This is a genomic window from Corynebacterium sp. HMSC08D02, assembly GCF_001807505.1.
Classification (GTDB): domain Bacteria; phylum Actinomycetota; class Actinomycetes; order Mycobacteriales; family Mycobacteriaceae; genus Corynebacterium; species Corynebacterium pseudogenitalium.
The window spans coordinates 1-21,634 of the sequence record NZ_KV789247.1 but is presented as its reverse complement, the minus strand read 5'-3'; the positions used below and the strand labels follow the sequence as shown (position 1 = coordinate 21,634).

23 protein-coding genes, 1 tRNA gene and 1 pseudogene are annotated in these 21,634 nt (G+C 62.6%); 4 read left to right on the top strand and 21 right to left on the bottom strand.

The genetic code is table 11. The features are described from left to right. A partial coding sequence (locus HMPREF3170_RS06240) for a single-stranded DNA-binding protein (protein ID WP_070478534.1) occupies positions 1–323 on the top strand: 323 nt, incomplete at its 5' end. Positions 324–392: 69 nt separating this feature from the next. Here HMPREF3170_RS06240 and HMPREF3170_RS11730 read toward each other — a convergent pair. The 7 genes from HMPREF3170_RS11730 to HMPREF3170_RS11325 form a co-directional block, all read right to left on the bottom strand. Continuing rightward, complete coding sequence (locus HMPREF3170_RS11730) at positions 393–830, bottom strand: hypothetical protein (protein WP_070478532.1); 438 nt, start codon at positions 828–830, stop codon at positions 393–395. A 120-nt stretch (positions 831–950) separates the two neighbouring features. Beyond that, positions 951–1,988, bottom strand: coding sequence for a cation diffusion facilitator family transporter (locus tag HMPREF3170_RS06230; protein ID WP_246814930.1), 1,038 nt, complete (start codon positions 1,986–1,988; stop codon positions 951–953). Beyond that, positions 1,895–2,284 carry an ArsR/SmtB family transcription factor gene (locus HMPREF3170_RS06225; protein ID WP_070478528.1) on the bottom strand — a complete coding sequence of 130 codons (390 nt, stop codon included), beginning with the start codon at positions 2,282–2,284 and terminating at the stop codon, positions 1,895–1,897. Before HMPREF3170_RS06225 ends, HMPREF3170_RS06230 begins: the two co-directional genes overlap by 94 nt. A gap of 140 nt (positions 2,285–2,424) precedes the next feature. After that, positions 2,425–2,498: transfer RNA gene (locus HMPREF3170_RS06220), tRNA-Cys, on the bottom strand. A gap of 15 nt (positions 2,499–2,513) precedes the next feature. Then, positions 2,514–2,996, bottom strand: a complete 483-nt coding sequence (locus HMPREF3170_RS06215; protein WP_246814929.1) for a carboxymuconolactone decarboxylase family protein — start codon at positions 2,994–2,996, stop codon at positions 2,514–2,516. 49 nt (positions 2,997–3,045) lie between these two features. After that, complete coding sequence (locus HMPREF3170_RS11565) at positions 3,046–3,225, bottom strand: hypothetical protein (protein WP_099299416.1); 180 nt, start codon at positions 3,223–3,225, stop codon at positions 3,046–3,048. A 41-nt stretch (positions 3,226–3,266) separates the two neighbouring features. After that, positions 3,267–3,611 carry a DUF8185 domain-containing protein gene (locus HMPREF3170_RS11325; RefSeq protein WP_099299415.1) on the bottom strand — a complete coding sequence of 115 codons (345 nt, stop codon included), beginning with the start codon at positions 3,609–3,611 and terminating at the stop codon, positions 3,267–3,269. Positions 3,612–3,632: 21 nt separating this feature from the next. On the opposite strand from HMPREF3170_RS11325, the gene HMPREF3170_RS11320 reads away from it, so the two are divergent. Continuing rightward, positions 3,633–3,896, top strand: coding sequence for a hypothetical protein (locus tag HMPREF3170_RS11320; protein ID WP_083290897.1), 264 nt, complete (start codon positions 3,633–3,635; stop codon positions 3,894–3,896). Positions 3,897–4,004: 108 nt separating this feature from the next. On the opposite strand, the gene HMPREF3170_RS06205 is transcribed toward HMPREF3170_RS11320, so the two are convergent. The 11 genes from HMPREF3170_RS06205 to HMPREF3170_RS06155 form a co-directional block, all read right to left on the bottom strand. Further along, complete coding sequence (locus tag HMPREF3170_RS06205) at positions 4,005–4,310, bottom strand: metal-sensitive transcriptional regulator (protein WP_070478524.1); 306 nt, start codon at positions 4,308–4,310, stop codon at positions 4,005–4,007. Positions 4,311–4,320: 10 nt separating this feature from the next. Then, positions 4,321–6,408 (bottom strand): heavy metal translocating P-type ATPase, encoded by a 2,088-nt coding sequence (locus HMPREF3170_RS06200; RefSeq protein WP_202032245.1) that lies wholly within the window; start codon positions 6,406–6,408, stop codon positions 4,321–4,323. A gap of 213 nt (positions 6,409–6,621) precedes the next feature. Then, on the bottom strand, positions 6,622–7,248 hold the full coding sequence (locus tag HMPREF3170_RS06195) for a YdhK family protein (protein ID WP_370551584.1): 627 nt from the start codon (positions 7,246–7,248) through the stop codon (positions 6,622–6,624). Positions 7,249–7,327: 79 nt separating this feature from the next. After that, positions 7,328–7,657, bottom strand: a complete 330-nt coding sequence (gene fdxA / locus HMPREF3170_RS06190; RefSeq protein ID WP_070478519.1) for a ferredoxin — start codon at positions 7,655–7,657, stop codon at positions 7,328–7,330. Positions 7,658–7,746: 89 nt separating this feature from the next. Next, positions 7,747–8,880, bottom strand: a complete 1,134-nt coding sequence (locus HMPREF3170_RS06185; RefSeq protein ID WP_206395221.1) for an MFS transporter — start codon at positions 8,878–8,880, stop codon at positions 7,747–7,749. A gap of 54 nt (positions 8,881–8,934) precedes the next feature. Then, entirely contained in the window at positions 8,935–10,080 is a 1,146-nt protein-coding gene (locus HMPREF3170_RS06180; RefSeq protein WP_070478515.1) for an FAD-dependent oxidoreductase, read from the bottom strand. A 47-nt stretch (positions 10,081–10,127) separates the two neighbouring features. Further along, positions 10,128–10,463: a metal-sensitive transcriptional regulator gene (locus tag HMPREF3170_RS06175; protein WP_070478537.1), complete on the bottom strand. Its 336-nt coding sequence runs from the start codon at positions 10,461–10,463 to the stop codon at positions 10,128–10,130. Positions 10,464–10,548: 85 nt separating this feature from the next. Beyond that, positions 10,549–10,800: a YHS domain-containing protein gene (locus HMPREF3170_RS06170; RefSeq protein WP_070478513.1), complete on the bottom strand. Its 252-nt coding sequence runs from the start codon at positions 10,798–10,800 to the stop codon at positions 10,549–10,551. A gap of 83 nt (positions 10,801–10,883) precedes the next feature. Further along, a complete protein-coding gene (locus tag HMPREF3170_RS06165; RefSeq protein ID WP_070478511.1) occupies positions 10,884–13,154 on the bottom strand; it encodes a heavy metal translocating P-type ATPase in 2,271 nt (756 codons plus the stop codon). Positions 13,155–13,201: 47 nt separating this feature from the next. Continuing rightward, the gene (locus HMPREF3170_RS06160) at positions 13,202–14,143 is read right to left on the bottom strand and encodes a hypothetical protein (protein WP_070478510.1); all 942 of its coding nucleotides are present in this window, start codon (positions 14,141–14,143) and stop codon (positions 13,202–13,204) included. Continuing rightward, positions 14,143–14,352 (bottom strand): heavy-metal-associated domain-containing protein, encoded by a 210-nt coding sequence (locus HMPREF3170_RS06155; protein ID WP_070478508.1) that lies wholly within the window; start codon positions 14,350–14,352, stop codon positions 14,143–14,145. Before HMPREF3170_RS06155 ends, HMPREF3170_RS06160 begins: the two co-directional genes overlap by 1 nt. A 515-nt stretch (positions 14,353–14,867) precedes the next feature. Between HMPREF3170_RS06155 and HMPREF3170_RS12050 the strand changes: the two genes are divergently transcribed. Together HMPREF3170_RS12050 and HMPREF3170_RS12045 are read left to right on the top strand one after the other, a co-directional pair. Next, positions 14,868–14,996, top strand: a complete 129-nt coding sequence (locus HMPREF3170_RS12050) for a hypothetical protein (RefSeq protein WP_255510501.1) — start codon at positions 14,868–14,870, stop codon at positions 14,994–14,996. A gap of 676 nt (positions 14,997–15,672) precedes the next feature. After that, positions 15,673–16,347, top strand: a pseudogene (locus HMPREF3170_RS12045) (replication initiation protein); the annotation flags it as partial. 778 nt (positions 16,348–17,125) lie between these two features. Here HMPREF3170_RS12045 and HMPREF3170_RS06135 read toward each other — a convergent pair. The 3 genes from HMPREF3170_RS06135 to HMPREF3170_RS06125 all read right to left on the bottom strand — a co-directional run bounded on the left by HMPREF3170_RS06135 (position 17,126) and on the right by HMPREF3170_RS06125 (position 20,734). Then, complete coding sequence (locus tag HMPREF3170_RS06135) at positions 17,126–18,421, bottom strand: coiled-coil domain-containing protein (RefSeq protein ID WP_206395220.1); 1,296 nt, start codon at positions 18,419–18,421, stop codon at positions 17,126–17,128. Positions 18,422–19,954: 1,533 nt separating this feature from the next. Further along, the gene (locus tag HMPREF3170_RS06130) at positions 19,955–20,254 is read right to left on the bottom strand and encodes a hypothetical protein (RefSeq protein ID WP_024058949.1); all 300 of its coding nucleotides are present in this window, start codon (positions 20,252–20,254) and stop codon (positions 19,955–19,957) included. Between the two features lie 171 nt (positions 20,255–20,425). Continuing rightward, a complete protein-coding gene (locus HMPREF3170_RS06125) occupies positions 20,426–20,734 on the bottom strand; it encodes a helix-turn-helix domain-containing protein (RefSeq protein ID WP_024058948.1) in 309 nt (102 codons plus the stop codon). Positions 20,735–21,634 lie beyond the last annotated feature (900 nt).

Here is a 21,634-nt window from a genome sequence, read left to right as displayed (position 1 = left end):
GCAACACCTTCAAGAACAAGGCCACCGGCAAGGTGGAAAGCGAGATCGTGGAGCTGACCGGCTACGTCCAGGACGCCAAGAACCCCGGCGTGTTCGGCTGCATCGGCTCCGGCGATCGCGTCGCGGTGAGCTACTCGCTGAAAACCGACGTCTACACCGACAAGGACGGTGTGAAGCACTACCCGCTGGTCGCCCGTATCGACACCGTGCAGCTGATCGACTCCAAGAAAGAGTCCGCTGCGCGCGCAGCCCGTCGCGGAGGCGAGGCGGCGAACGCCGCCCTGGCTGGCGCTGACGCCGACAACGACGAAGCACCGTTCTAACAACGACACCCCGCAGGGAAACCTGCGGGGTTATTTTTTGGTGCTGTTGCAAACAGGAATTCCAGATAACTAACTACTTGTTAGTGTGCAGCGCAACGCTGGTACCGGATCCGCCGTTTTCGTCGAAAACGCGAGTTTGCAACAGCACCAGCAATCATGGGTCTGCGACCGATACGGGGCAACGGATACGTAGATCTCGTCACTGGGCAACCGCACCTCTGTCGCGTGCTCGTGCTGATCAGTGAGCGTGACCATCTCCGCAGTGATCGACGTGGTCAAGGTCTCCGTGCGATCGTCCAGCGGGATCGCATCGAGCGTTTCGACCAGCTCCCGCACGTCGAGGCCTTCGAGACCATTCTCGACAAGAATCTCGGCTCCGCTGGCCGAGGTGGCTGAGGGTGAGTCGTTGGCGGCCGCGCATCCGGTGAGCAGGAAAGCGCCGATCACGACGGTGGTTGCAGCGGTTTTCTTCCCGCCGTACTTCGGCAATGACCTGAGGTTTTTCATGGGATTCCTTCTCGTGCCTGCCCGTGGTGCCAATTGGCCATAGTACCCCATAGGGGTAGTGCCTACCTGTGTGATGCGGAAGCGCCCCGCCCGGTACGAGCCCGGGAGGGGGCGCTGCGTTCAGTCGTGCTTGCTGACTTCCGGTTCATGTTCGGCAATGTGCTCGGTCTCGATCTGGAAGGTTGCGTGATGGACGGAGACCTCGAAGTGTCCTGCGACGCAGTCTTTGATCTCTTGGAGCATCTGGGCGGCATGACCGTCGGTGAAGCATTCGTCGTCGACGACGACGTGGGCGGTCAGGGTCGGTAGGCCGGTCGCCACAGTGGAGGCGTGCAGATCATGAACATCCTGGACGTGGTCGAGTTCGAGGATGTGTGAGCGGACTTTGTCGAGGTCGAGGCCCTTAGGAGTGAACTCCATGAGGACGCCGGTGGTCTCGCGCATCAGCTTGAACGCGCGAGGCACGATCAGGGTGGCGATGAACAGTCCGGCGATGGCGTCGGCCTGCATGAACCCGGTCGTGGAGATCACGATCGCCGCGATGATCACTCCGAGTGAGCCGAGGGCGTCGTTGAGGACTTCGAGGAACGCGGCACGCATGTTGAAGTTCGAACCGCGGCTGGAGGCGAGGATGGTGATGGCGATGATGTTCGCGACCAGGCCGATGATGCCGAAGATCAGCAGTTCGCTTGCGGGCACCTCCGGCGGCTCGAACAGTCGCCGGATTCCTTCGATGGCGGCGTACGTGCCCACCACCAGCAGCAGTGCCGACTGTCCGAGGGCTGCGATCACCTCGATACGTCGGAACCCCCAGGTGCGCTTGGAGTTGGCGGGCTTGAGCATCAGCGTCCCGGCGATCAGTGCGACCAGTAGGCCGACGGCATCGGTGATGGCATGGGCGGTGTCGGTTAGCAGTGCGAGGCTGCCGGTGATGACCGAGCCGATGGCCTGGGCGACGACGATCGTCGCGGTGATCGAGAATGCGATCCAGAGTTTCTTGCGGAAATCTCCAGGGTGCCCGGTCTCGCTGGCTGCGGGGCCGTGATTGTGTCCTGCGCCCATGTCTACTTCTTCTCCGTATCTGTCGCGTGGTGGGTATGTGGGAGTCGCAGGTGCGTGCAGAGCAGGGCCTGCGTGCCGGTGGCATCGAGGAGGCATTCGGCAGCGGCGACGAGGGTACGCAGGAGTTCGGGCTGTGTCAGCGAGTACCAGGTGGAGCGCCCTTCCGGGCGCATCGTCGCCAGGCCGCACTCAACGAGAAAGCCGACATGTTTGCTTACCGTGGACTGGGCCAGGCCCATGTGCTCGACCAGATCGCGGACCCGGTGCTCGCCCGAGGCGAGGTGCTGCACGATCGCCAACCTCGTCGGTTCTGCAAATGCCTGGAACAGGTGGGCGTACGCTGCTGTCGCCACCTCGTCGAGGGTTGCCCCCTCTTGTTGATTCATAGTCATATAGCGATTATATCGCTCTATGACGATATTGTCGAGTGTGATCTGTCGCTCGATGCGAAATGAAGCTCAGAGGTTCCGGCGCGCCCGAGGGTGGACTGCCCGCTTCCTGCGACGCGTGCCTTATTGGATTCGGCGGAAAGTGGAGGTGCCTACGGGACTCGAACCCGTGTACAAGGTTTTGCAGACCGCTGCCTATCCTCTCGGCCAAGGCGCCAAGTCGCCGGCAAGATCAGTCGCCCGGCGTGAGGCCGGCAACCAGGTTGAAGGCGCCGGTGAGAATGTTCAGCGACACGACCCCGACGACATCAGAGATCTCACGGTCGCTGTACCCGAACCCCCGAAGCTCGTCGATCTGCTCGTCGGTGATCGACGCAGGCTCACGGTAGACCTGGAGGCCGAGCGCGATCATCGCCGCGACCGGGCCGGTCATCGCCGTACCCTGCTGGGCGAGTGCGATCTCGTTATCGCTGACCCCGAGTGATCGTGCCGCGCTGATGTGCGAGGCCAGGCACATTCCGCATCCTTGCTGCGACTGCACGGCGATCGAAACGAGCTCGCTGACCTTGCGGTCGAGCTTGGCGCGACGCATGGCTTTGCTCAGCTGGAGATAACCGCCGAGCACCGCCGGGGAATGCGCCATCGTCGAGACCATGTCTCCGACCTCGCCGTGCCGCTCGACGAGATCGCCGAGCAAGTCTCGTGAGCTCCCCACTGCGGTCTCAGGGGTCAATCGGGAAAAACGGGGCATAATGCCTCCTTAGTCAGTTTGGTCGCGAGTTCGAGGTTGAACCCGCAGGGATGCGTTCCTGCTGCTGATGCCCGGCATGTACACCGGTCAATAGGTAGAAGTCGCCGGACTCGCGTTGCTGCCGACTCACGATCCCGGCCGCATCCAGGTGCGGTGTGTCATACGTGGCGTGCGCGTGTTCAGCCTCTCTCATAGTCACCAATCCTACCCTTTACCCCTATGGGGTATCAAGTATTATCCGATTGGTTTGAAGGACTCGGAGACGCGTGGCCGGGTGCGGCGGATTGAGGTGAGGCCAGAGACGACGGGTCCGCGCAGGAGTACGTGTCCAGTCGGAAGGGTCAACCGCGTCCAGCGGCCGGCGGTGGAGATCGCGGCCTCTCCTTCGGAGCTGAGGAACCCGAAGACGTAGGCGGCGAACGCGACGCCTTGTGGCAGCGACGCGAGGGCTGTGTCCGGGGTGCCCCAGACCATGCCCCGGATCTTGCGGGCGACATCGTCGCCGGGTTTGTCGGGAAGTGCTTGGGCCACGGCCTCGATGCCGGCACGGACGCTACGCATCAGCGTCAGACTGGACACGTCCGCAATGTATCTCCACCCGTGTTGTGGGGGTTCGACGCTGGTCCAAGCGGGTGCCAGCGAGGTCTCCGGCAGTTCGAGGGACAGGGGGTCGACGGTCGCGGTCAGGGTTTCGACGGTGACGTCGCACTGCAGCTCGGGGTCGGAATGGAGCGTGCGAAGGACGAGGATCGTAGGGGTGCGGTCGAGCGGACCACGGGGCGTTGGTACACCGCACTCATGCGCAGCAGCCCGGCCGCGGCCTGCAAGCGCACGCCGTGGGCGCCGGCTCGCCTGGCCCGTTGAGCGAAAGTGGGCGCATCGCGGGCGGACGGCGTGTCGGTGAGGATCAGGCGTGGAGGGCGTCGTGAGGGCTTCCCGCCGTGTCCTGGAACGCGGCCTCGGGGTCCGGGATTAGGAGCGGACGAGTCGGTTGATGGCGTCGGTGGCTTCCTGTATCTTCTCGACGGCCGCCTCGTCGCTGAGCTTCGCTGCGTCGAGCACACAGTGCTTGAGATGATCGTCGAGTAGACCGGTCGCGACCCCCTGGAGGGCGCGGGTCAGGGCGGATACCTGGGTGAGGATGTCGATGCAGTATTTCTCTTCATCGATCATCTTCGCGATCCCTCGGGCTTGACCCTCAATGCGCTTCATACGGCCGAGGTAGCGCTCCTTGTCGTTGATGTATCCGTGCTGATGAGAATCGGTGTCGACAGACATGGGCATGTCCTTACTTCTGGCGTTCCAGGACGGAACGCGTGCTGGCTTCGGGTGTGAGGTCGATGCGCCGCAGGAGTTGGGCGTTGAGCGCGACGACCACGGTGGAGGCCGACATCAGGATCGCGCCGATCGACATTGGCAGGACGAATCCCACCGGTGCCAGGATGCCGGCCGCAAGCGGCACGGAGATGAGGTTGTATCCGGCGGCCCACCACAGGTTCTGCTTCATCTTACCGTATGCGCGTCGTGAGAGCTGGATGATGGAGAGCACCGACCGGGGGTCGGAGCTGGCCAGGATCACCCCGGCCGAGGCGATGGCGACATCGGTGCCGGCGCCGATCGCGATGCCGACGTCGGCCTGGGCCAGTGCCGGGGCGTCGTTGACGCCGTCGCCGACCATGGCGACCTTCTTGCCCTCGTGCTGCAGTTGGGCGACCTTGGCGGACTTGTCCTCGGGGCGGACGCCGGCGAAGACGCGGTCGATGCCGAGCTCCCGTCCGACCTCGTTCGCCACGGCCTCGGCGTCGCCGGTGATCATGACGACCTCGACGCTCAGGGCGTGGAGGGCGTCGACGGCGTTGCGGGATTCGGGGCGGATCTCGTCGGCGAGCTTGAGGCCGCCGACCACCTGGCCGTCGCGGAGGACGTGCAGGATGATCGCGCCCTCAGAACGCCATTCCTCGGCTGTGCCGACCTCGTGCTGGCCGGTCTCCTCAAGCAGCCGGGGGCCGCCGACGCGGACCTCCTGGCCGGCGACAGTCGCGGTGACTCCGACGGCGGGCGAGGATGAGAAGCCGCTGGCCTGCTGAAGGGCGAGGCCCTTGTCCTTGGCGGCGGCGACGATGGCCTTGGCGAGCGGGTGCTCGCTGTCGGCCTCGGCCGAGGCCGCGAGGGCGAGGACCTGGTCGGCGTCGAGGTCGCCGGTCGGTTCGACGCCGGTGACGGTGGGCTCGCCCTTGGTCAGTGTGCCGGTCTTGTCGAAGAGCACTGCGTCGACCTGCCGCATCGACTCCAGGGCGAGGCGGTCCTTGACCAGCACGCCGCCGCGGGCGGCGCGCTCGGTGGCGATGGAGACCACGAGCGGGATCGCCAGGCCGAGGGCGTGGGGGCAGGCGATGACGAGTACGGTGATGGTACGGACCACGGCCTCGTCGGGCATGCCGATGAGCGTCCAGACGACAGCGGTGACCAGCGCCGCGCCGAGAGCGAACCAGAACAGCCAGGCCGCGGCCTTGTCGGCGATCCGCTGGGCGCGGGAGGAGGAGTTCTGGGCCTCGGTGACGAGCCGGTTGATCCCGGCCAGGGCGGTGTCGTCGCCGGTGGCGGTGATTTTCACCCGCAGGCCGGAGTCGGTGGCGACGGTGCCGGCGGTAGCTGTCTCGCCCTCGCCCCGAGAGACCGGGCGGGACTCGCCGGTGATCATGGACTCGTCCATGTCGGCGCGGCCGTCGACGATGGTGCCGTCGGCCGGAACGCTGCCGCCGGGGCGCACGATCACGACGTCACCCACAACGAGGTCGGCTGGGGCCACCTTAACGACGTTCTCGCCCTCGACGCGCTCGGCCTCGTCGGGCAGCAGTGCAGCCAACGAGTCGAGCGCCGAGGTGGTCTGGGCCAGGGAGCGCATCTCGATCCAGTGGCCCAGCAGCATGATCACGATCAGCAGCGCCAGCTCCCACCAGAACTCCAGCTCGTGATGGACAAGCCCGAGGGTCGCGGCCCAGGAGGCGAAGAAGGCCACCGTGATCGCCAGAGCGATGAGCAGCATCATCCCGGGCTTGCGGGACTTCAACTCGCTGACGGCGCCGGTGAGGAAGGGCCTGCCGCCCCAGACGTACATGACGGTGCCCAGTACCGCGGCGACCCAGCCCGCCCAGCCGGGGACCTCGTAGCCCAGCAGCATGGAGAACATCGGCGAGAGGGTGACCGCGGGGATGGCGATGACGAGGTTGATCCAAAACAGCCGGCGGAACTGGCCAACGTGGTCCCCGTGGCCGCCATGGCCGCTGTGATCTCCGTGGCCGCCATGGCCGCTGTGATCTCCGTGGACACCGTTCTCATCGAGGCCCGTGTGGTCTGAGTGCTGCCCGTGGTTCATGGCGTGGCCCTGGTGTCCAGTGTGCTGGCCCTCGTGCGTGCCGTGCGCCTCCGCCGAGGCGTGCGCGGACACAGACCCGTGGTGATGCTCGCCGTGAGCGGGTGCATCGGTTCCGTGACCGTGGTGCTGGTGTGAGTTCGGGTCCGTCATCGTTCTTCTCCTTCGTCATCGAGCCATGCCGCTCACCCGGTCGCCGGGCAAGCGAACGTCGGCTCAGGGCGCTGGTTGGATCTCGCTCTCGACGACCCACTTGTGGTTCGTCATCTTCATGCCGTCCGTCTCGTAGTCGACCATGTAGACCGTCTCATCGGTGGACGAAGCGATGGTGGCCCTCGCGCCCTCCATGCCCTCCATGTGCTTGGCGAGCAGCGTCACCGCTGTGCCATCGGTCAGGCGCTCGTCGCCGGCATCCTCGATTTCTTCCTGCACGACCCACTTGTGGTCCGTGACGGGGTCGCCGCCACCTGCGTTAGTGTAGTTCACGGAGTACGTGTACGTGTCGAATGCGCCGGAGATCGTCGCTGTCGCACCGTCCATGCCTTCCATGTGGTCGGCCGTGAGCTGTACCTCTGTGCCGACCGGGTATGTGGGGTCACTGGCTTCGGCGATACCCTCGGGTGCCGGTCCGCCGTCCATCGGGTGCTCCATCGAGTGATCCATTTCCTCATCTCCGCTTTCTGCATTGTCGCCGCCGTGGCCCTGCTCCTCAGTAGCCGAAGGGTCGGTCTGCTGGTCTTCGTCTGCTCCGCTGCTGCAACCGGCGAGCACGAGTGTCACTCCGAGCACTCCTGCTGCCAGCCCTGCTCGCAGTCTCCTCTGCATGTCAGCTCCTTTCATCATGACACCTACCCTATACCCCCCAGGGGTACTAGTCAAGGATTGCGCGTTGTACCGGCGTGAATCGATCGAATTGTCCTTCTCAGAGGGACTGCTCATGTTGGATGGGCAATGCGGCGATGAGGGGATGGTCGAAGCCCGCCGGTCCGATCTTCGCGGCTCCACCGGGAGAACCAAATTCGTCGAAGAACTCGACGTTGGCCTTGTAGTAGTCAGACCATTCGTCGGGCAGGTCGTCTTCGTAGTAGATGGCCTCGACGGGACAAACCGGTTCGCAGGCTCCGCAGTCAACGCATTCGTCGGGATGGATGTAGAGCGAGCGTTCGCCCTCGTAGATGCAGTCGACAGGACATTCGTCGATGCAGGCGCGGTCCTTGACGTCCGCGCAGGGAAGCGCGATCGCATAGGTCATGGCTGCTCTTCTTGGTCGGGTGCGGTTCGGCGGCGAGAGTCGGTGGGGAGTTCGGAGAAGTCGTCAGTCTCTGCCGGATCTGCGGCCGGCTAAGGAATGCGCAGGCGTAGGACGGTGGCTGCAAGGCTGAGGGCGATGATGATCGCACCGAGGACTGTCATCGTTCCTGACAGGGTGAGTACCGGCACGAGCAACCCGGCGACGATGGTGGGCACGCCGAATGCCAGGTAGGCGACCGTGTAGATCACAGCCATCACGGCGGCGCGTTCCGACGATGCCGTGTGGGGCATGAGTGTGCGCAGCACCCCGAGGAACGCTGTGCCGAACCCGGAACCGACGATCGCGACCGACACGACGTAGGCCGGGTAGGAACCGAGTGCGAGGGCGACGATGCTCGCTGCGGTGCCGAATGCCAGGGCGCTGGTCGCATACAGGCTGATGGTGCGGGCGGAACGCCGCTGCAGGACGGACGAGGCGGTGATTCCGGAGATCGCCAGTGCGAAGATGACGATGCCCGCGTGGGTGTGCGTGGAGCCCCCGAGCTCACTGCCGACGAGGCCGGCTCCGAGCGCGAGGAAGAGTCCGTTGGTCGCCCACCCGGCGATAATCGCGGGCACACCGGCGGTGAACATGCGGCGCAGGTGCAGTGGCACCATAAACCGCGGGCGGAGGTCGCCACGTCGTATCCGGGTCTTGGGGACCAGTTCCGGTGTGCTCCACACCGTCGCTGCCACGGTGAGGAAGGCGAGCACGAGCGGGCCGAAGACCGCAGTTGTCGGTTCGGGGGTGAGATCGAGGAGCAGCGCAGCACCGAGTGCCCCGGTCCCGAGACCGATCATCGGCCCGATCGTGTTCCACAGGGCTGCGATGTTCGGATGCGACGGCGGCTCGAAGTCGATCATCATCGCCGACAGGGCCGGGATGAGCAGACCCGCTGCGAGTCCTTGCAGAGCGCGGGCGACCAGGAGTGTCGCGAGGCTGTCGGCGAACCAGAACATGGCCAGGCTGAGTGCCAGCGCCAGGGAACCGGCGGTTACGACCGGACGTCGGCCGATGTGATCGGAGAGCGGTCCGAGGTAGAGCAGCGCGGCCAGGAGGGTGAAGGTGTAGACCGCGAATACGAGTGTGGTGGCGACGGGGACGAGTCCGAGCTGTTCTGCGATCTGGGGGTAGAACAACGACGGCGCGCTGGCAGCCGCCATCATGAGAATGGTCGCTGCCATCGCGAGCGCGAAACCCCGCCGCGGGATCTGCCTCGTATAGTCGCCCGCCATCGTCTATGCCTGCAGGCCGTGGAGCTGCTGACCCCACTGGTAGACGGTGCCGACCGCGTCGATGCCGGTGACGCCGACGACGGTGCCGTCGGTCTCGTGGCGCACGATGAACTCCTCGCCGGCTTCCACCTGGGCGTCTGCACCAGCGGTGTACCCGACTCCGGAGATCATCTGACCGTAGACCAGCGCCATGTAGGGGCTGCGCGGCAGGTAGGTGCCCGGATCGTCGCTGATGTCGAGGTCGTGCAGTGCGGCCTGTGCGGCGTGCGTGCCCTGCGCGGCGGCGTCTTCCCAATGGTCGATGCGCCAGACGCCCAGTGCTTCGTCGTGATGCGTAGCTACACCTCCGGCGGCGTAGACGTGGTCTGCTGCGGCACGGAGGCGATCATCGACGTCGATGCCGTTCGTCCACGGCGACGGGGCTGCGGGCGTCGTGCCGAGCGCAACGAGGAGTAAGTCGGCCACGATGCGTTGATCGTCGTCGAGGGTGATGGCAACACCGGATTCTGTTTCGTCGACATGCTGGAGAGTGCGACCGAATCGAGTCTGCACCTTGGCGGCATGGTCAGCGGCGAGGCGCTCAGCCACCGGCGCCCCAAACGCTCCGATGCCGGGAACAGAACTGCGAGAGACCAGCATGACCATGTGTCCGTCGGCTTGCAGCGACGAAGCGGTCTCGGCTGCGATGATTCCGCCGCCATAGATCGTCACTCGCGCCGGCCGTGCCAGGCTGGTCAGCAGATCGCGGATACCCATGGCATCTTCCAAGGAGTGCAGAGCAGTGACCCGGCCTTGTCCGACGTCGTCGCCTTCGAGTACACCCGCGGGCAGAGAGCGGGGCACGCTCCCTGTCGCGACAATGAGCGCGTCGTAGGAGACCTGCGCGCCGGAGGTCAGTTGGACCCGCTTCGCCGTAGTATCGACATCGAGCACGGTGTCGGCGATGACCTCAATCTGAGGTAGCGGGAGCTTGATCATCTCCGGCGGGGTCGGGCCGAACGCGATTCCTTTGATGAGCATTCGCGTGTAAGGCGTCTCCCCGGTGCGGGTCACCATCGTCACCCGGACGTCGTCACGTGTGGCGAGAGTGCGGGCGGCTGCGGCTCCGGCTGCTCCTGAACCGAGGATGAGGACGTGTTGTGTGGTCATAGGGAAACTCCTGGGCTGCAGGTCGTGATCGATTTGGTGTGCGGGCGTCAGGAGCGAACGAGACGGGCGATGGCCTCGGATGCCTCGCCGAGCCTCTGCTCGCTGACTGGTCCACCGGCGAGGGCGGCGTCGAGGACGCAATGCTTGAGGTGATCGTCGAGCAGTCCGAGGGCGACGTTTTCGAGTGCCCTGGTGGCTGCGGAGATCTGGGTGAAGATGTCGATGCAGTAGCGGTCCTCATCGATCATCCGATCGATGCCGCGGATTTGGCCTTCGAGGCGCCGCAGGCGATTGCGGTACGTCGCCTTGTCGCTGATGTATCCGTGGACGGACGGATCGCCGTCGCCTCCCGCCGGGCAGGTGTCGATGTGAGGTTCGGTCATTGAGGTCGGGGTGGTCATGTCGGTTCGCTCCGATCAGGTGCCGGGGTGCCGCAGCGGTGCCGCGGCACCCCGGCACGCTGGTGGATTACGCCATGTTGGCGGCGTATTTGGCGGGGTCCGAATCAAATGCGGGGCCGCAGCCGGCGCAGCAGAAGTAGTAGCGCTCGCCCTTGAAGTCGCGGTAGAGGCCGGCGGCCTCGGCGGTCTTCTTGCTGACCGGGGTGCCGACCATGACCGGGCAGGTGGTCATGTCATCGGCGCCCCCGCCGAGCAGGTTCTCGCGTCCACCGTTCTCGGCGGCGGGGTTAGTCTCGTTCGTGCTACAGCAGTTGCTCATTTTCTGGTGTTCCTTCTGTATCGGATTCGTATGGATGGGTGGGTTCTGTATCGGATTGGTATGGATGGGTGGGTTCTCGTTCGTCACTTCGTGGCGACGCTCTTGAACCCGCGCAGGCGGAGGCTGTTGCCGACGACGAAGACGCTGGAGAACGCCATCGCCGCGCCTGCGAGCATGGGGTTGAGCATGCCCAGCGCTGCGACTGGGATCGCGGCGGTGTTATAGGCGAATGCCCAGAACAGGTTGGTCTTGATCGTCGAAAGTGTCTTCCGAGACAGACGGATCGCGTCGACCGCGGCCCGCAGGTCGCCGCGGACCAGGGTGATGTCGGAGGCCTCGATCGCGACGTCCGTGCCGGTGCCCATCGCCAGGCCCAGATCGGCCTGCGCGAGCGCGGGGGCGTCGTTGACGCCGTCGCCGACCATCGCGACGATCTTGCCCTCGCCCTGGAGACGGGTGACGACGTCGACCTTGTCCTTGGGCAGCACCTCGGCGATGACCTCCTCGATGCCGACCTCGGCGGCGATCTGGCGGGCCACGGCCTCATTGTCACCGGTGAGCAGCACCGGGGTCAGGCCGATCTCCTTGAGCCCGCGGATCGCCTCCGCGCTCGTGGGCTTGACGGTGTCGGCGACGACGAGGATGCCGCGCGCAGCACCGTCCCAGCCGATCGCGACGACCGTCTTGCCTTCACCCTCAGCTTGAGCCTTCGCCCGTGCGACCTCCGGAGAGAGCTTCTGTGACCAGTCGGCCAGCAGCGACTCGCGTCCGACGACGACCGGGGTGCCCTCGACGATGCCCTGCACGCCCTTGCCTTCAACATTGGCGAAGTCCTCGGGCGTGGGCAACTGGCCGACTTCCTGGGTGGCGCCCTTGGCGATCGCCTGCGCGATCGGGTGCTCCGAGGAGTCCTCCAACGCACCCGCGAAGCGCAGCAGCTCGGCACGGTCCACACCGGATTCGGTGATCACATCTGTCAGGGTCATCTTGCCGCTGGTGACGGTACCGGTCTTGTCGAGCACGACGGTATCGACCTTGCGGGTGGACTCCAGCACCTCTGGGCCCTTGATGAGGATGCCCATCTGCGCCCCGCGGCCGGTGCCGACCAGCAGCGCGGTCGGAGTCGCGAGTCCCAGCGCGCAGGGGCAGGCGATAACGAGCACGGCGACCGCTGCGGTGAACGCGGCGGCGACGGGGAATCCGGCTCCCAGCCAGGCGCCGAGGGTGATGAACGCGACGACGATGACGATCGGCACGAACACGCCGGAGATCGTGTCAGCCAGACGCTGCACCTCGGCCTTGCCAGTCTGCGCATCCTCGACGAGCTTCGCCATCTGCGCAAGCTGCGTGTCCGAACCGACACGGGTCGCCCGCACGACAAGGCGGCCGCCCGCGTTGACGGTGGCACCGGTGACCGAGTCGCCCTCGCGGACCTCGACCGGTACGGACTCGCCGGTGAGCATGGAGGCGTCCACCGCGGAGGAGCCGGAGACCACGATGCCGTCGGTGGCGATCTTCTCACCCGGACGAACGATGAACTCGTCGCCGACCTGGAGGTCAGAGGTGGGGATCTTCACCTCAACGCCGTCGCGGAGCACGGCGACTTCCTTCGCGCCGAGCTCCAGGAGGGCGCGCAGCGCGGCCCCGGCCTGGCGTTTGGAGCGCTTCTCGAAGTAGCGGCCGGCGAGGATGAACATCGTCACGCCCGCGCCAACTTCGAGATAGATGTTCGCCGCGCCATCCGAGGGAGCGATCGTGAACTCGAACGGGTGCGTCATCCCGGGTGTGCCAGCGGTTCCGAAGAATAGTGCGTAGACGGACCACAGCAGTGCGACCGAGGTGCCCATCGAGATGAGTGTGTCCATCGTCGCGGTACCGTGCTTGAGGTTCGTCCATGCGGCCTTATGGAACGGCCAGGCTGCCCAGATGATCACCGGGGCGGCAAGCGCGAGTGAGGCCCACTGCCAATATACGAACTGCAGTGCGGGGATCATGGCCATGGCGATCACGGGAACCGTGAGCACAATGGCGCCGACTAGCCGATGGCGCAGCGAGGTGAGCTCAGTGTCTTCCTCCTCCCCGGCCTCGGTCTCCGACGTGTTCGCCGTGGTGCCCTTGGGCTTGGGCAGCGCAGCCGTGTAGCCGGTCTTCTCGACCTCGGCGACCAGCAGGCCCGGATCGTAGCCGGCAGGCACGGTGACCTTGGCCTTCTCGGTGGCGTAGTTGACCGTGGCCGCGACGCCCTCGAGCTTGTTCAGCTTCTTCTCGATCCGGTTCGCACAGGAGGCGCAGGTCATCCCGCCGATCTCCAGCTCGATGTCCGGCCCACCGATGGGGGGCGCTAATGTACTCATCCTCTTCCTTCTCTCTTCATCTCTCGTGCGACGCCAGGCCCTGCGGATCAGTGGCCGCCGGTATGCGAATCGTCTGTCTGCGAGCCGTCACCATGCTCGGCGTCGATCACGAACTCGGCGGTGTGCACCTGCCCATCGACCTGGAAGTCCAGGTAGAGCAGGTAACGGTCGGCGGTCGGGGCCTCCGCTGCGAATCCGATCTCGGGTCCGGCCGTGTCCCTGGCCTGGGGCTCGTCGCCCTCGGCGTGGACGTGCAAGTAGGCGAGGTCGCCTTCGCGCAGCGCCACCAGGTGGCCAAACGCGCCCAGGTAGGGCTCCAGCGTGGTCACCGGCTGACCGTCGCGCTCGACCGAGATGGTGAGCTCGCTTGAGGTGCCGGCGGTAAGGTCGCCATTCAGGGAGACGGTGTATCCGTCGACCTCGTCGGTGGTCTGTGACTCGGTCTCAACAGGGGCGAAGTCGCCCGCCACCTCGACGGCGCGAGTCAGGGTGATCCCTTCGGCTCCCTCGCCCTCGGGTGTGAAGTCGGCGTACACGCGGTAGGTGCCCGCCTCGTCCCAGGTCCACGGCACCGACCAAGTGCCTGTGCTCGTGTCAAGCTCGGGGTGCACGTGCTGGAAACCAGTACCATCGGTGCGAACGGCGATCAGATGCAGGTCCTTCTCGTGCGCGGTAGTGTACTCGGTCACCGCTTCGCCGGACTCGTCGAGGATCTGGAAACTCAGGTCTCCATCCTCGCCTGCAGCCGTGGGAGCCTGGACTGGGGAAAGTACGAAGCCGTCCGCGCTTGCGGAGACCCCGTTCAGAGTGGGCTCCGCAGTTTCTTGCGCAGCGCCGCCGTGTCCTTCACCGTGTGTGTTCACGTCACTTCCTTCTGCCCATGCTGCTACGAAGCTGTCAGGAATGACGGCGCCGGCAAGGCCGAAGGCCCCGCCGAACGCCACCACCAGCCCGGCCCCGTAGAGCGCAAGCCGTCCTCCGGCCTTCATCAGACACGCACCGCCGAGTAGCCGGCCTCCTCGACCGCCGCGAGGACCTTGGCATCGTCAATCTCGCCCTCGGCGGTGACGTTAAGCTTGCCGGTCTGCGCGCTGACCTGGATGTCCTGGACGCCGGGGATCTCACCGACTTCCTCGCGGACCGACATCTCGCAGTGCCCGCAGGTCATGCCCGTCACCTGGTAATTGTTCGAAGCCATTATGTATCCTCCTTGTGTCTCTGTAGTACCCCTACCGGGTACCTGTACAAGTCAACAGTATACCCCTGGCAGGTATTCCGCAAGAAGGGGGTGGTCGTATGAGCCACATCGCACGCGTGCTGCAGACGATGGCTGGAGCGTCCGACATGCGCCTCGTGGCGAAACGATGCTGCGGGGCGACCCGCTGGACGGTGTCGCTGCGCGTCGGAGAGTAGTGGTCCCGGTCTAATGAGAACCGTGGACTTCCTTGCCACGTCGGCGAAGGCAGTGACGACCGGTACGGGCCGGACACCACCAAACACCGATCAGTCGCTGGTGCTCATGGTACGAAGCCGGCCATGTCAACTGGATTCGCAGGCGTTCGAGATTGGTGAGTGGAACAGACGAATCCCAGCTGGAGTGCTCAGTTACGCCGGAGACAGTTAGCAGCCCCTGTGCAGGCATTAGTCAGGAAAAATAACCCCTCACAGGTTGCTGGCACTGACGCTTTTAAAAACAAAGGGTTCGGCGCACTCGTGCAGGCGGCCCGGGAGTCTCAGGAAGTCTTCGAAACCATCACGGCAGATCCAGGCAACCTCAATAAGTTCCTGGAGGTGCTAGCGCACATGATTGTCGCCGCCAAGGACGAGCAGCAGTCAAAGTAATCATCACGATAGGCACCCTGTATTAGTGATTACCGGTAGGGGTGCCCTCATCTAGTAGTTACGTGGCGAGAACGGATGATTACCGTAGGAGTTGCACTCTTAGTACTCTGAAGTGTTCGTATTCGATTGACTCAGAAATCATTAACGAGTTCTAGCCCTGCCTGAGGGGCGAGAGGCAGGGCTAGAACTTATACATAGTGGCCGTTCGGGGGGAAGCAGCCTATAACCATTGTGCGGAGCTTCGACAAAAGTCACAAGGGATTGTTCACTCCAGTGAGCATTGGCAGTGAGGAAGAAAGTACTGGGGTTTATCTATGTGGTTTCTCTTTAAAGGCTCTTTGGTTATCTGTAGTCCTGGAGGCTGTGGTGCTTGGAGTAGTCCTGGTTGCCTCGGTGACAACCAAGCCTTTGATTTGGACGGCAGTACACATGAGTACCGCTAACCCCTATGATCCATAGTCGATGTCTTGTATCTATGCAGGATACTCTGCGGTTTTAGCATTTGTTGCAATATATTTCAAACACTGTTACTGCAGGTAAAACATATCTTTATGTGTGTCTCGCACAAAATGACAGTCATGTGTTTTACAGTTGAGAGATACTAAAGACGAAAGAAGGCCACTCGGCGGCAACCAAGTGACCTTCGCTTATCACCCAGTAGTAGCTGGGGGAAAGCATGTGCATGATTCTATCTAATGATTCCTCTCCGGGCACTTTGACCGGTGCGCGTGTTGGTACGCCATCTAGAGTGCGCCAGGATTGCGCAGGTCTAGATGATACTCCGGCAAGTCAGCTTGACCGGGAAAAACTTCTCCAGCATCTTGGGCGTGATGCGCTACACGGTTCTATCAGCCGTGACTTTCAAAGTGCTTACCGTGTCGTGGTAGATGAAGAAACCGGTAAGAAGCGCAGCGTTCCGAGACTTTATCGCACTGATTCGGAGAAACTCGGTCGATGTGAATACGTCATGCTGACGAATAAGCAATATTCTGCGGTTATGGTTATTGATGTTGACCAGCCCGGAGAATCTGGAGGCCATCCAGTTCATCTCAATGCTTATGTTAAAAGCGTTATCTTCGCCCTTGTCCAGCGAGGCATTGGGCCAGCATGGGCCGGGATTAATCCGCTAAGTGGTAAAGCTCAGTTTATTTGGCTGATTGACCCGGTGTATACCGGCAAAAATAAGCATTCCAGCAATATGGAGCTGCTAAAAGCTACGAGCCAGGAGTTAGGCGCTCTTCTCGCACATGACCCGCACTTTGCGCACCGTTTTAGTCGTAGTCCTTTTTATACTGGTAAGTCAGTAGAGGCATATCGCTGGTATCACCAACACGATCGCGTCATTCGCCTCCAGGACTTTCTAAGGCAGGTGCGTGAGATGGCTGGACACCCTCAGTACGGTAAAAACATGCGTCAGCAATTTAGCTCTGGTCGTGAACTCATCAATGCAGTGAAGGCTCGTCGAGAAGAAGCCCAAGCCTTCAAAGCTCTTGCAGAAGATGTTGAAAACGAAATAGGCGCAGGACTTGATCAATATGACCCAGAACTGATCGACGGCGTCCGTGTCCTTTGGATTAGTCAAGGGTGCGCGGCCCGTGATGAAACGGCGTTCCGCCATGCTTTAAAGACCGGACACCGGCTCCGTGCTGCTGGACAACGCCTCACCGATGCGGCCATCATCGATGCCTATGAGCATGCGCTACAACACGCGCAGACGACACTCCTGGTGCAACCTTCTAGCCCCCGATGACTTCGAAGCACTCACATCAGCTACACTGACCCAAGCAGCATAGATAACCCCCGACGTGTCCACTTTCCGGGGGTCAGGCCCTCCTATTGACACCTTTACTACGCAACAGAATGACAACGACATTCTGTCGGCCCTTCTACGGACATCTCTTCTGCGCAGCACACGCGCCATTGTCCCGGCCGACGTGCTGCGCAATATCTCCGCCACTCAACAGGCCAATTCGTTGCACAACGTAGTGACACTCCGCTCAGCGTGGCCCAGATTTCTTCGATTCTCGCTGAATTAGAGCGGTTTTAGCGCTATCTCTGGACACTGACCCTGGCGACACCCTGCTAGGCCGCTACAGGGCCGTACAGGGCGGGGGAGAGCAGTGCTACAACTAATCACCGCCATCACGGTCACGCTGCTGTTGCTGATGGCGGCGGCGCTTCTCGATACGCTCCTGTGCACGTCGGCGCGCGTCACTGTGCTTGCTTGAGGTCTGCGACTCCTTGAACTGTGTAAAGCGCTCAAGCAACTCCGGGCTGCCGTGCAGTTCTTGCACCAGGAACTTCTTGTCCAGATGCTCCAACTGCTGTCCTGACTTCACCGCTTCTTCGATGATGATGGCGGCTTCATCTTCGGCATCCGCGTGCGCGTTGCGGCGGATCTGATCAGCGTCCTCGCGGGCATCCTCACGCATCGATGTAGCGTCGCGCGTGGCCTCGTCGCGGATGCTTGCAGCCTCACCTCGTGCTTCACTGCAGATCGTCTCGGCGTCGCGCTCAGCCTGCTTATGGGCCTCGTCGGCCTTGCGAGTTATCGACTCCGCTTCGCTGCGGGCCGTGGCTGTAATCGCGCTCGCCTTGGCCCGTGCAGTCTCTTCGGCTCGTTCGAGCAGCTCGTCTGCTTGCGCTTCGGCAAGGCCCATGGTCTGTTCGGCGTCCTGCTCGGCTTTCTCGCGTGATTCACGAAGTACGCGCTCAGCAACAGCGCGGGCCTGTTCTTCGGCGTGCTGCAGCACACTTTGCGCTTTCTCGTTGGCTTCTTGGGCCTGCTTGAGTTCTTTTGCTGCCTGCTCGCGATCACACTCGATCGCGTTCATGTCGCGCTGCACGGAGCGCTTCTTGACTTCCACTTCACCTTCGCGGTTCTTGAGATCCCGCTCTCGGTCTTGCTGCTCGGTGTAGCGGTCGAGGTTCAGCGACTCGTCGTGTCGTTCAGAGACTTCCGGCTCGACCAGATAACCCAACGAGTGCATGTGTTCACGAAGCTCTCGCTGTGCATCGATGAACTTCTGTTGGCCCGATATCTGCTTGCCCTTCTTCGGGCCGTCTTTGTACCGCACCGTGGGGCCTGTGTTGTACGCGATGCCAGGGCGGCAACGCAGCGTACCGGGCTTGTCCGGATGAGGGGAGAGGGTGTCCGCCTGAAACTGGATGTGTGGCGTCGATTCGTCGAAGTTCATGTCCCCGCCGGCGACTGTGTCGATACCGCCGGGAATGAAGTTCTCGGCGAGCCAACGCATTGACTCTTCGGGGTACTTCTTTGCTTCTTCGTAGTCGCGGGCGACATAGCGCGGACGTTTCACTTCGCGCCCGTCCACCTCACTGGTGTAGTAGTCGGGGATCTCCTTGCACATCGACTTCGGCAGATACACGACGAACAGCGACGTCTCGAAACTGTTCTTCTGCACGCGCACTCCGTCCATCCGAGGCGTGTGAGGCCGCCACAGGGCCGCACAGCCGCTGCCACAGGGCAGCCTTATCGAGTCGCGGCGCTACACATTTACATCAACAGCTGCTGCTGGATCTGCTGCGAGCGGGCGCTCGCGAAACACACGTCGCTGGCGGTGCTCATCACATGCGCTTGCGCGCATATAGCCGCCGCGAGCGTGATACGTCTGCACCGATACTGTGCTTGTGGCACGGGCCGATATGGAGTGTGTTACTCGGACCCGTGTCGTTGACCCCCGCAGCAGCATCAACACCGCCTTGCGGCGGATGGCTCGCTGCGGGATTTTCACCACCCTGCAATGACCGCCTGACGGCGGTGTCACGGTGCAGGGTAGAGCTGCGCGCACCACGTCAACGATGTCGGTCTTGCCGTTCGGTTAGACACCTTGCGCTCGCAGGCTCGCTGCAGGTGTCTCGATGACGCGGGAAGACGCCGCAAGCGGCGTTTCCACCCGTCATCGGCCCTTACTTTAAGACCGACATACAACGACTGACGCCGTATGTGGTGCGCACAGCGTGGCGACCTGCAGGTTTTGCGTAGGCACCATGTGCGCTTCGCGCATCAACGGGCCGTTTCGGGTAAGGGTCGAAGACCACGTAAAGACCCGAAACACGCAGGTCGCAGCCCCCTTCTGTGTCAAAACCCCTATATGTTTGTCGTTATAGGGGTAGAAGGGGGAAAAGGGCATAAGGGGGTGCGACGCCTCCGCTGCGCTCCGGCGCTCGGCATAGCCGAGGCACTGCACCGGGTATTACTGCTCGCTGGCGCTCGCATAACCCGGTGCCCGGCGCTGACGCGCCGCCCCTCATAGCCCCAGACTCAGACCTCGCTCGCTCGGTCTGGCTGGGTCTACCTTTCCCTCCGCTGCGCTCCGGTCAAGATGCCCAATAGTGCAGCTGGCGCTGCACCTTGTGTGATGACCCATGCTCCGCATCACGACACTGCCGGCAATCCGATATATCTTGTCGATATACATTCGGATATGCCAGCATCGATGTGTCGTGTTTGGGTCATCACGAAACGCTCCATCACGGCAAGCGTGCCGTAATGGATATTGGCGTATCTCACGACGCGGCATCATGCGGCGTCCGCCGCATATCACTTGCCGTCGCGGTCACAACTTCAGCAGCACAGCTGCTGAAATCTGCTCTGTCCACGCTGCTGTCTTTGCTGCGCCCACGGCCCCGTCTTCGGCATATTTCACATCCATACAAGACTATGCCGGCCAAAACCGCGCATGACAGCAGCGCGACATACCGCCAGCCATGTGGCGGATGATCCAGGCGACGGGGCAGACGTGTATATGCCCCGTCGCCGATACCGGCGCAAGCATCGTGACAGTGTCACGTGTAGCGGTGCCGCAGCCACCCGCACACACGCGAAAACCCCGCCCTTGCGAGCGGGGTGTGTGGCGACATCAAACGTGACGGCTGTACGTCGTCACGCCGCGTGGCCGTACACACATGAGGTGATTGCGTGTACGGCTAAAGGGTTAGTCGGGTACAACTTCTAGATGCCGCTTCGGCTTACTGCCCTCGGTGCTCTCAGGCGTGTCGCCGTCACCGTTCTCAGGTGTATCGCTGTCCCCTTCGGTGCTGGCGGACTTGTCACCGTCCCCTTCGGTGCTGGCGGACTTGTCACCGTCGAGATTCACCTCGAACTCTTCGGCATACTTGCGCAACTGCGCAAGGCGCTCCTTTGTCGCTTTGTGTGCACGGCGCGCCTCGTTCACGGTATCTTTTGCTTGCTGCTCATCGCGCAGCGCTGCTGCGTAATCGTCTCTGAAAGACATGGTTTGTTCTCCTTGGTTGAATGAACTGTTTATTTGGACTCGGGGCACGACGGTGGAGCGCGCGTGTGTAGTAGCACGGCCATCACCCATCAGCCCTCGCACTCAGTTCAAGACCCAGCCTGACTAGCTGAGCTAAGCGGCGGGATCTCGTCGTAGGCGGGTTTGTCCGCATTAGTGCTTCACACCGCCCAGCACCGTGACGAGCTGCTGGCGCTGCTCATCTGTCAGTTGGGGCGCTGCATTCACGACGGCATCGACGAAGCCGTCGAATAGCTGCGGGGCAGGGCGGCGTGCGGCCGCGAGGTAGGCGTCGAGATCGTCTTGGCGAATCCGATAGGCGGTGCCGAAACGGTGGAATGAAAGACGGCCCTCTTTAATAGCTTTTCGCAACGTGGACTCGGAGCCGACGCCGAGATCGGCGAGTTCCTGCAGCGTGTAAAAGCGTGGCGCGACGGCGGTAGTCGTGTCCTTTTCGGACATAGAAAAACGCTCCTGGGCAGATTGATCTGTCCCGGAGCGGGGTGCTTTACCGGCTTGCTATTCAGGCGGCTTGGAGTGCCGTGCTCAACTCGCTAGAACGGTGGTCTGCCGTCCCATCGCTTTACGGGAGCGCTTACTCCCTACCTGACCGCTTTTGTGGTTGGCAATGCCGTTGCCGACCGGTCTATCTCGTCGGAGGAACCGCGCCTATCACGGTCGAGAGGCTGTCTCTTTATGAATTATCCTCGGGGTTATCCCCCGTATGCGGCTGGCTAAACCAAAAACGAATTAAAACGCCACATACGGTCTGGGGGCCATCGTACGGAACTTATGCGTCGCGCACAATAGCCTGCGACCTAATCTTTACGAATCGAACCGAGCACGTTTCTACACGCCACGTGGCACGGCTGGGGTGTTGTGGTGGGGCAGCTGTTGTGTGGCGGCATGGTGACACGCAAGGGGCGCGCCTTTTTGTGACTTGTGACACGTCTATAGTGTGCTCGTTTCGTAGTTTTGACCTCGTTTCGTAATTTGCCGATCAAAATACGAAAAAATTACGAAACGCTCTACCTGCGGTTTCGTAGAACTACGAAAATCGGAAAACCAAATTACGAAACACGCGATAACGCTGTGACCTGCACAGACACGTCACATTTCGGGGATGTTTCGTAATTTTGCGGCATTTCGACCCAAACCTTTTAAGGGAGAGACACAGACACACATTACGGGCACATGTCTACGACATAGACCGTCCTCATTGAGGGCACGCTGCAGGGGTTGTAGCTATGTGACACGGCCGGGATGCTGCGTCACGGTGACACGCAAGGGGCGCGCCTTTTTATGACCTGTGACACGTCTGTAGCGCGCTCGTTTCGTAATTTGCCGATCAAAATACGAAAA

What these genes read in the sequence shown, in the direction of transcription:
- HMPREF3170_RS06155 (WP_070478508.1), bottom strand. Translation starts at nt 14,352, where the DNA reads ATGGCTTCGAACAATTACCAGGTGACGGGCATGACCTGCGGGCACTGC.
- HMPREF3170_RS06130 (WP_024058949.1), bottom strand. Translation starts at nt 20,254, where the DNA reads ATGTCTTTCAGAGACGATTACGCAGCAGCGCTGCGCGATGAGCAGCAA.
- fdxA (WP_070478519.1), bottom strand. Translation starts at nt 7,657, where the DNA reads ATGACCTATGCGATCGCGCTTCCCTGCGCGGACGTCAAGGACCGCGCC.
- HMPREF3170_RS06195 (WP_370551584.1), bottom strand. Translation starts at nt 7,248, where the DNA reads ATGATGAAAGGAGCTGACATGCAGAGGAGACTGCGAGCAGGGCTGGCA.
- HMPREF3170_RS06160 (WP_070478510.1), bottom strand. Translation starts at nt 14,143, where the DNA reads ATGAAGGCCGGAGGACGGCTTGCGCTCTACGGGGCCGGGCTGGTGGTG.
- HMPREF3170_RS11565 (WP_099299416.1), bottom strand. Translation starts at nt 3,225, where the DNA reads ATGAGAGAGGCTGAACACGCGCACGCCACGTATGACACACCGCACCTG.
- HMPREF3170_RS11730 (WP_070478532.1), bottom strand. Translation starts at nt 830, where the DNA reads ATGAAAAACCTCAGGTCATTGCCGAAGTACGGCGGGAAGAAAACCGCT.
- HMPREF3170_RS06205 (WP_070478524.1), bottom strand. Translation starts at nt 4,310, where the DNA reads ATGTCTGTCGACACCGATTCTCATCAGCACGGATACATCAACGACAAG.
- HMPREF3170_RS06225 (WP_070478528.1), bottom strand. Translation starts at nt 2,284, where the DNA reads ATGACTATGAATCAACAAGAGGGGGCAACCCTCGACGAGGTGGCGACA.
- HMPREF3170_RS06170 (WP_070478513.1), bottom strand. Translation starts at nt 10,800, where the DNA reads ATGAGCAACTGCTGTAGCACGAACGAGACTAACCCCGCCGCCGAGAAC.
- HMPREF3170_RS06175 (WP_070478537.1), bottom strand. Translation starts at nt 10,463, where the DNA reads ATGACCGAACCTCACATCGACACCTGCCCGGCGGGAGGCGACGGCGAT.
- HMPREF3170_RS06230 (WP_246814930.1), bottom strand. Translation starts at nt 1,988, where the DNA reads ATGCCTCCTCGATGCCACCGGCACGCAGGCCCTGCTCTGCACGCACCT.
- HMPREF3170_RS06165 (WP_070478511.1), bottom strand. Translation starts at nt 13,154, where the DNA reads ATGAGTACATTAGCGCCCCCCATCGGTGGGCCGGACATCGAGCTGGAG.
- HMPREF3170_RS06180 (WP_070478515.1), bottom strand. Translation starts at nt 10,080, where the DNA reads ATGACCACACAACACGTCCTCATCCTCGGTTCAGGAGCAGCCGGAGCC.
- HMPREF3170_RS06200 (WP_202032245.1), bottom strand. Translation starts at nt 6,408, where the DNA reads ATGAACCACGGGCAGCACTCAGACCACACGGGCCTCGATGAGAACGGT.
- HMPREF3170_RS06185 (WP_206395221.1), bottom strand. Translation starts at nt 8,880, where the DNA reads ATGGCAGCGACCATTCTCATGATGGCGGCTGCCAGCGCGCCGTCGTTG.
- HMPREF3170_RS06125 (WP_024058948.1), bottom strand. Translation starts at nt 20,734, where the DNA reads ATGTCCGAAAAGGACACGACTACCGCCGTCGCGCCACGCTTTTACACG.